This is a genomic window from Neisseria sp. P0021.S005, from assembly GCF_051956955.1.
The window spans coordinates 1-7,544 of sequence record NZ_JBQCWY010000121.1 but is presented as its reverse complement, the minus strand read 5'-3'; the positions used below and the strand labels follow the sequence as shown (position 1 = coordinate 7,544).

At 50.0% G+C, this 7,544-nt stretch carries 5 protein-coding genes and 2 pseudogenes; all 7 read left to right on the top strand.

The annotated features are described in order from the left end of the window. Window positions 1-407: pseudogene (locus ACTHUE_RS08485) on the top strand (ferredoxin--NADP reductase); the annotation flags it as partial. 71 nt (window positions 408-478) lie between these two features. Then, window positions 479-1,114, top strand: a pseudogene (locus ACTHUE_RS08480) (uroporphyrinogen-III synthase); the annotation flags it as partial. A 216-nt stretch (window positions 1,115-1,330) separates the two neighbouring features. Then, a complete protein-coding gene (locus ACTHUE_RS08475; protein WP_234395981.1) occupies window positions 1,331-2,602 on the top strand; it encodes a uroporphyrinogen-III C-methyltransferase in 1,272 nt (423 codons plus the stop codon). Continuing rightward, entirely contained in the window at window positions 2,599-3,822 is a 1,224-nt protein-coding gene (locus ACTHUE_RS08470) for a heme biosynthesis protein HemY (protein ID WP_107768978.1), read from the top strand. The genes ACTHUE_RS08475 and ACTHUE_RS08470 overlap by 4 nt, the downstream gene beginning before the upstream one ends. A 135-nt stretch (window positions 3,823-3,957) precedes the next feature. Beyond that, entirely contained in the window at window positions 3,958-5,019 is a 1,062-nt protein-coding gene (gene hemE, locus ACTHUE_RS08465) for a uroporphyrinogen decarboxylase (RefSeq protein ID WP_440423275.1), read from the top strand. 146 nt (window positions 5,020-5,165) lie between these two features. Then, window positions 5,166-6,659, top strand: coding sequence for a cardiolipin synthase (cls, locus tag ACTHUE_RS08460; protein ID WP_440423273.1), 1,494 nt, complete (start codon window positions 5,166-5,168; stop codon window positions 6,657-6,659). Window positions 6,660-6,976: 317 nt separating this feature from the next. Beyond that, window positions 6,977-7,544, top strand: a 568-nt coding sequence (locus ACTHUE_RS08455) for a TonB-dependent receptor plug domain-containing protein (RefSeq protein WP_440423271.1), incomplete at its 3' end; no start/stop codon positions are given.

Sequence of the window (7,544 nt, the reverse complement as noted above, 5' to 3'; positions counted from 1 at the left end):
GCATTACCAAAGACCCTGAAATTTACGAGCAATTCGAAAAAATCATCTTGGTTCACGGCGTACGCTACAAAAAAGACTTGGCATACTACGACCGCTTCACCAAAGAATTGCCCGAACACGAATACCTGGGCGACTTGGTTAAAGAAAAACTGATTTACTATCCAATCGTTTCACGCGAAGAATATGTACACCAAGGCCGTCTGACCGATTTGATGCGCAGCGGCAAACTCTTCGAAGACATCGGCCTGCCTAAAATCAATCCGCAAGACGACCGCGCCATGCTGTGCGGCAGCCCTGCCATGTTGAAAGACACCTGCAGCGTCTTGGACGAATTCGGCCTGACCGTTTCTCCGAAAACCGGCGTTCGCGGCGACTACCTGATTGAGCGCGCATTCGTCGATCAATAACGTACGTCAGCAACAGGCCGTCTGAAACCCTTCTTTCAGACGGCCTAAACCTTAATAATTTATCCCACATTATGCCTACTCTACTCATCATCCGTCCGTCCAACCGTCCACAGCAAGATATCCAAACCTGCCATGCAGCCGGTTGGCAGGCTCAGGTATTGAGTCCGATTGAAATAGAGGCAGACCGTTCGGCACTAAACAAACTTCCCGAACAATTCAAGCAAGCCGATGTGGTGTTTTGGGTCAGCCCGACCACTATTGAAACTGCAGTACCGTATCTGACCTTTTCAGACGGCCCTAAAGTACACATTACCGTCGGCCAAACCAGCCAACATACTTTGGCGCAATTCTCCCCCTATCCCGTATTCTCTCCCGAAGATGGTAACGACAGCGAAGCCGTCTTGAGAATGCCTATTTGGAAAAACCTACCACCCAACGCCCGAGTTCTAATCATTCGAGGCCATGGAGGCCGTGATTTTCTAGCAGACAAACTGACCGAACTGGGTTTCCAAATCAACATCGCTGAAATCTATTTCAGACGGCCACACGCCATCGATTGGCAGAACTTTAAAACTGAAGACATCGCCGCCGCCTACGTTACATCCGGCGAGCTCGCGCGCGAATTTTTCCATCAGATTCCGCCGCAATTTTCCCGATTCTTCGAATCCTTGCTATACTTTACCCACCATCCTCGCATTGCCGATGCGCTTCGCATCGTCGGTGCCAAACATGTAGAAACCGTCACTTCTTTATCCGCTGCACTTTCATCCATACCACAAAGGAGCCAAGCAGTGAACCCAGTCGAAGACAATAAAGATACCCAACAAGTTGCCAATACGGCAACTACGGCGCCTGAACGTTCTGAAAACACCAGGCCGTCTGAACAAATCAAACCTACCCAACCTCAGCGAGTGGAGGCGAGCATGCCCGAGTCCAACAATCTCCCACAAAACAACGCCCCTGTTATCATCAAACAATCTGGCGGCAAAGCCTTGGCCGCAGGTGCGATCGTCTTGGCACTGCTTGGCCTAGGCGCGAGCGGATTCCTGTTTGTACAGGGTCAAAATGTTTTAAAAAACCAAGAGCTCGAATTCAACCAAAAAATCGACAAAGCTGCGTTAGGCGAATCTGAAAACTCCAGCCTTTTAAAAGACAACCTCAACCGCCAAACCGCTATTCAGACCGAGTTAGACCGCCTGAACAACGGTCAAAAAAACAATAGTGATCAAATCCTGCAAACGCAGAAAGCTTATCAAGAGTTACTCAAAGGCCGTATCAACTGGCTGGTTGACGAAGCCGAATCCATGCTGAACACTGCTTCGCAACAATTGATGCTGTCAGGCAACCTACAAGGCGCGGTCAGCGTATTGGAACACATCGACAGTCGCTTAAGCCGTTTTGAACAGCCTGAACTTATCCCCGTCAAACAAGCCATCAGCAATGATTTGGCCGCACTGAAAAACCGTCCTTATGTCGATATTTCCGCTACAGCCTTGCGTATCGACCGTTTGGAAACCGGTATTTCCGGCCTGCCTTTAGTCTTGGACGGCGTATTGAAACCAGGTGCCGCGCCTGTCGAAGCCACCAATTCAGGAACCTGGTGGGAAAACACATGGGAGAAATCCCTCAATGCCCTCAAAGGCTTGGTTGAAGTCCGTCATCTGGACAGCAACGACGCCATGTTGATTTCGCCCGAACAAACCTACTTCATCCGTGAAAACCTGCGCCTACGCCTTTTGGATGCGCGCATTGCCCTGTTGCAACACAATGGCGAAGTGTACCAAAGCGATTTGAACAACGTTGAAGCAACCGTGAAGCAATACTTCGACAGCAAATCCCCTGCTACCCAGTCATGGTTGAAAGAGTTGGCCGAACTCAAAGCCCTTGATGTCCGCATGATTTCAGACGACAGCCTGAAAGCCAGCTTGAGCGCCGTTCGTGCTTATCAAGAAGGTTCGCGTACACAAATGACGACCGAAGAAGCTACGCAAACCCAAGCTGCCGAGAAAACCGCTTCCGCTCCGGCTGCAGCTACCGAACAAGCCACGACTGCCGCACCGGCTGCCGCTTCTGCCCCTCAATCTCTGGAAGCACCTGCTTTGCCGTCTGAAAACAAAAAAGAACCGGCCGCCGAAGCTGCCAAACCACAAAACCAAACCAAGCCTGCTGCCAAAATTAAAGGAGAGCAAGCATGAAAACCGTCGTTTGGATTGTCATTCTGTTTGCCGCCGCCGTTGGTTTAGCGTTGGCTTCCGGCATTTATACAGGTAACGTGTATGTCGTGGTTGAGCAAACCATGCTGCGTATCAATCTGCATGCCTTTGTTTTAGGCCTGCTGTTGAGCGTATTCGTCTTGTATTTCCTGATTAAATTCGTGTTCGGCCTCTTAAATATTCCAGCGCGTATGCAACGCTTCGGCATTGCCCGCAAAGGCCGTCAGGCTTCCGCCTCTTTGAACAGCGCAGGTTTGGCATATTTTGAAGGCCGTTTTGAAAAAGCCGAACAAGAAGCCGCCAAAGTCTTGCAAAACAAAGAAGCAGGCGACAACCGTACCCTGGCTTTGATGTTGGGCGCGCACGCGGCCGACCAAATGGAAAACTTCGAACTGCGCGACCGCTACCTGCACGAAATCGAACACCTTCCGCAAAAACAACAGCTTTCCCGTCATCTTTTGCTGGCTGAATCCGCACTGGGCTGCCGCGATTATCCGACTGCCGCACAAAATCTTGAAGCCGCAGCCAAAATCAACGGCAACTTAAGCCGCTTGGTGCGCCTGCAATTGCGTTATGCCTTTGATCACGGCGATGCTTCAGATGTCTTGGCAAAAGCGGAAAAACTGGTCAAAGCCGGCGCTATCAACGATTACGAAGCAGAACAGTATCAGAACTGGGCATATCGCCGCCTCTTGAGCGAAGTAACCGATGCAGGCCGTCTGAAAGCCTGTTTGAAACAGATTCCCGAAAGTGTGAAGTCTGGCGAATTGTGCGTCGCGATTGCCGAAAAATACGAGCGCTTGGGCTTGTATGCCGAAGCGGTCAAATGGGTAAAAAACCATTATCCGCAAAACCGCCAGCCCGAGCTTTTGGAAGCATTTGTCGAATCCGTTCGTTTCCTAAGCGAGCGCGACCAGCAAAAAGCCATTGATTTGGCAGATTCTTGGTTGCAGGAACAACCGGACAATGCACCACTGTTGATGTATCTTGGCCAACTGGCTTACGGACGCAAACTTTGGGGCAAAGCCCAAGGCTACCTCGAAGCCAGCATTGCCCTGCAACCCAGCGTATCTGCGCATTTGGTCTTGGCTCGCGTGTTTGATGAAACCGATCAGCCGCAAAAAGCGCAAGAACAACGCAATCTGGTTTTGGAAAGCGTGGCCGAAGAAGAACATCCGGCAGCCCTTCCCCAACCAAATTAATGTGCTGATTTCGCATTAAGCGATAATATGAAATCTACAACAGAACCAATCATTTAATCATTTCAGACGGCCTCAATACATATCTAAGGCCGTCTGAACTTTGTCCAACACACCAAATCAGAAAGCCTATTTATCATGACTGCTCTGAAAAACGACACTTTCCTCCGCGCCCTGCTCAAACAGCCTGTCGAATACACGCCCATCTGGATGATGCGCCAAGCCGGACGCTATCTGCCTGAATACAAAGCCACACGCGCACGCGCAGGCAGCTTTCTCGATTTGTGTAAAAACACCGAGCTGGCAACCGAAGTTACCATCCAGCCTTTAGAACGTTTTGATCTGGACGCAGCGATTCTGTTTTCCGACATTCTGACCGTACCCGACGCCATGGGTTTGGGTCTGTATTTTGCCGAAGGCGAAGGCCCGAAATTTGAACGTGCCTTGCAACACGAAGCCGACATTGCCAAACTGCAAGTTCCCGATATGGAAAAACTGCAATACGTCTTTGACGCAGTAACTTCCATCCGTAAAGCACTGGGCGGCCGCGTGCCACTCATCGGCTTCTCCGGCAGCCCGTTCACACTCGCCTGCTACATGGTCGAAGGCGGCAGCAGCAAAGAATTCCGCACCATCAAAACAATGATGTATTCGCGCCCTGATTTACTGCATAAAATCCTCGACACCAACGCCCAAGCCGTTACCGCTTATCTCAATGCCCAAATCGATGCCGGCGCACAAGCCGTACAAATTTTCGATACTTGGGGCGGCGTGTTGAGCGATGCCGCATTTAAAGAATTCAGCCTGAAGTACATCCGACAAATCGTTGCCGGACTCAAACGCGAAAGCGAAGGCCGCCGCGTGCCTGTTATCGTATTTGCCAAAGGCGGCGGCTTATGGCTGGAAAGCATGGCAGAAATCGGCGCAGACGCATTGGGCCTGGACTGGACCTGCAACATCGGCGAAGCACGCCGTCGCGTCGGCGAACAAGTTGCCCTGCAAGGCAACTTCGACCCGTTTGCCCTCTTCGGCACACCAGAATCTATCCGCACCGAGGTCGCACGCATCCTCGCCGACTACGGCAACGGCAGCGGCCATGTATTCAACCTCGGCCACGGTATCAACCAACACGCCAATCCGGAACACGCTAAAATTTTGGTCAATACCGTACACGAATTGTCCCGTCAGTATCACCGTTAATTAAAGCAACTCAAAGGCCGTCTGAAAACAAAAAACACGATTATCGTGTAAATTTGTTTTTAGACGGTTTTTCTATATACTTAATATCTGAAGCTTATCAGCTGACACCTTCAAACTTAAAAACACATCCACTCCCTCTACCGAATATGAATTTTTTAAAAGACATCACCTGGACCGAAATTTTTATCTTCGCCCACACCTGCGCCGCACTCGTCTGCATGCTGCGCGTGTTGTACAAACAAAAAAATATCGGCTCAACCTTTGCCTGGCTAATTATCCTCTTCCTTTTCCCCGTGTTCGGAACCATCGCCTACATCCTTATCGGCGAGCCGCGTCTCGGCACGGCCCGCGCCAAACGTACCGGCGAAATGAACCGCTTCTACCGCAACTTTGCCGCCACCCATCTAGCCGATATCTATCTCGACATTGCCGACCAAGTCAAATCACGTTACCACGGCATCAGTAAAGTTGCCGAAAAAGGAACGGGGCTGGGTGCCACCAAAGGCAACGCCATGAGCCTGCTCTCAACCACCGATGCCATCATCGACAGCATGCTTACGGACATACGCGCCGCAACCCATTCCTGCCTGCTGGCCTTTTACATTATCGAGCCCAAAGGTCGCATCGAAGAAATTTTAAATGAAATTCTTGCCGCCGCAGATCGGGACGTTGACTGTGCCATTCTGGCTGATGCCGTCGGCAGCAGGAGCTTTTTTGAAAGTGACTGGGTAGAGATACTGCGCCAAGCAGGCGTTGAAGTACATACCTCATTACCTGTCGGCATCTGGCGTACACTATTCACGCGCACCGATCTGCGCAACCACCGCAAAATCCTCGTTATCGACAGCAAAATCGGTTACACAGGCAGCTTCAACCTTGTCGACCCCCGCTATTTCAAACAAAACTCCGGCGTCGGAGAATGGGTAGATGTCATGATGCGCTGTACAGGGCCTATGGTTTTGGAACTGTCTGCCGTCTTCTTCGCCGACCTTGCCGTCGAAACCGATGAAAACCTCCAAAACGTACAAACATACCTCAATCAAGCCCAAAGCCTGCTACCTAAAATCCTTCCCGAAAAAATGCAGCAAGGCGATATTGTTGCCCAAATCATTCCATCCGCTCCCGAGCAAGGCAGCTTCGTTATCTACGAAACCATCATCAGCGCCATCTATGCCGCCACCAAACAAATCACGATTACCACTCCCTACTTTGTCCCCGACGAGCCGCTTCTCATGGCATTAACCGTTGCCGCCAAACGCGGCGTCAAAGTGACCCTGATACTGCCAGCCAAAGTCGATTCACTGATGGTACGCTACGCCTCACGCGCCTACTACCCTATGTTGCTGGAAGCCGGGGTCAAAATTGCCATGTTTGAAGGTGGGCTCTTACATGCCAAAACCATGACCATTGACGAAGACTACTCCCTCTTCGGCACGGTCAACATGGACATGCGCAGCTTCTTCCTCAACCTCGAAATCAGCCTCGCCATCTACGATCGCGATACCACCAAACAAATCTGCCACCTACAGCGCAGCTACCTTAAAAGCAGCAGCTACATTGCCATCAAATCATGGCAACAACGCTCCAAACTCCGCGGCCTTGTGGAAAATGCCGTCCGTCTAATGAGCCCTTTGTTGTAAAACATAAATATTTAGGCCGTCTGAAAAATATTTTTCAGACGGCCTTTTAAATAAAACACTGATAGATAAAATTCTTTATTGACGGATATTCAAGCTATCCTTTCTCTCCCTCTCGGAAAAAGTAAGACTCAACCCATTTCCCAACCAAAGAATCTTTACCAAATTTAACTAAAATATAAACTAATTGATTTTTATAAAAATCCTATTAATTTGAGACTGGAATAAAACAGAATATATTTATTAATATCCATTAAGAATTTGATAATCATTATCATAACAATTAGAATAAGCAGTCAATTTTTTACTTAGGAAAAATCATGAATAAGGTCTACTCTCCTGTATTCCGCCTTAGTATCATTACACTCGCATTATCAACAAGCTTCGCTCATGCCGAAAATTTGCAACCCGCAGAAACTGCCGAGCTGAATGAAATTAAGGTCACCGGTACTGCCGTACCGACTCGTGTAACCCGCAACCAGCTCGACCGCGAAACTTCGACCGATTTGAAACAAGTCATGAAAGATCAAATCGGTATGGATGTCGGCGGCGGCAACGGCGTAGCGCAGTTTTACAGCATCCGCGGCGTTGGTGAAGACAAAATTAACCTAGAAGTCGACAACACCAGCCAATCCACAAAAATCTTCCACCACCAAAGCCGCTTCCAGCTTGATCCTGCTTTGGTGAAAAGCATCAACGTCGAAAAAGGCACAGGCGCGGCAAGCGCGGGCTTGGGCGCGGTCGGCGGTACCATCCGCGTAACGACGGTTGACGCGAAAGACCTGCTGACCGACGGCAAACCTTTCGGTTTCAAACTCGGCGCGGGCTTGAGCAGCAATAAAGGCTCAACCGGCAACGCGGCGGTTTACGGCTATCAAAACGGCTTCG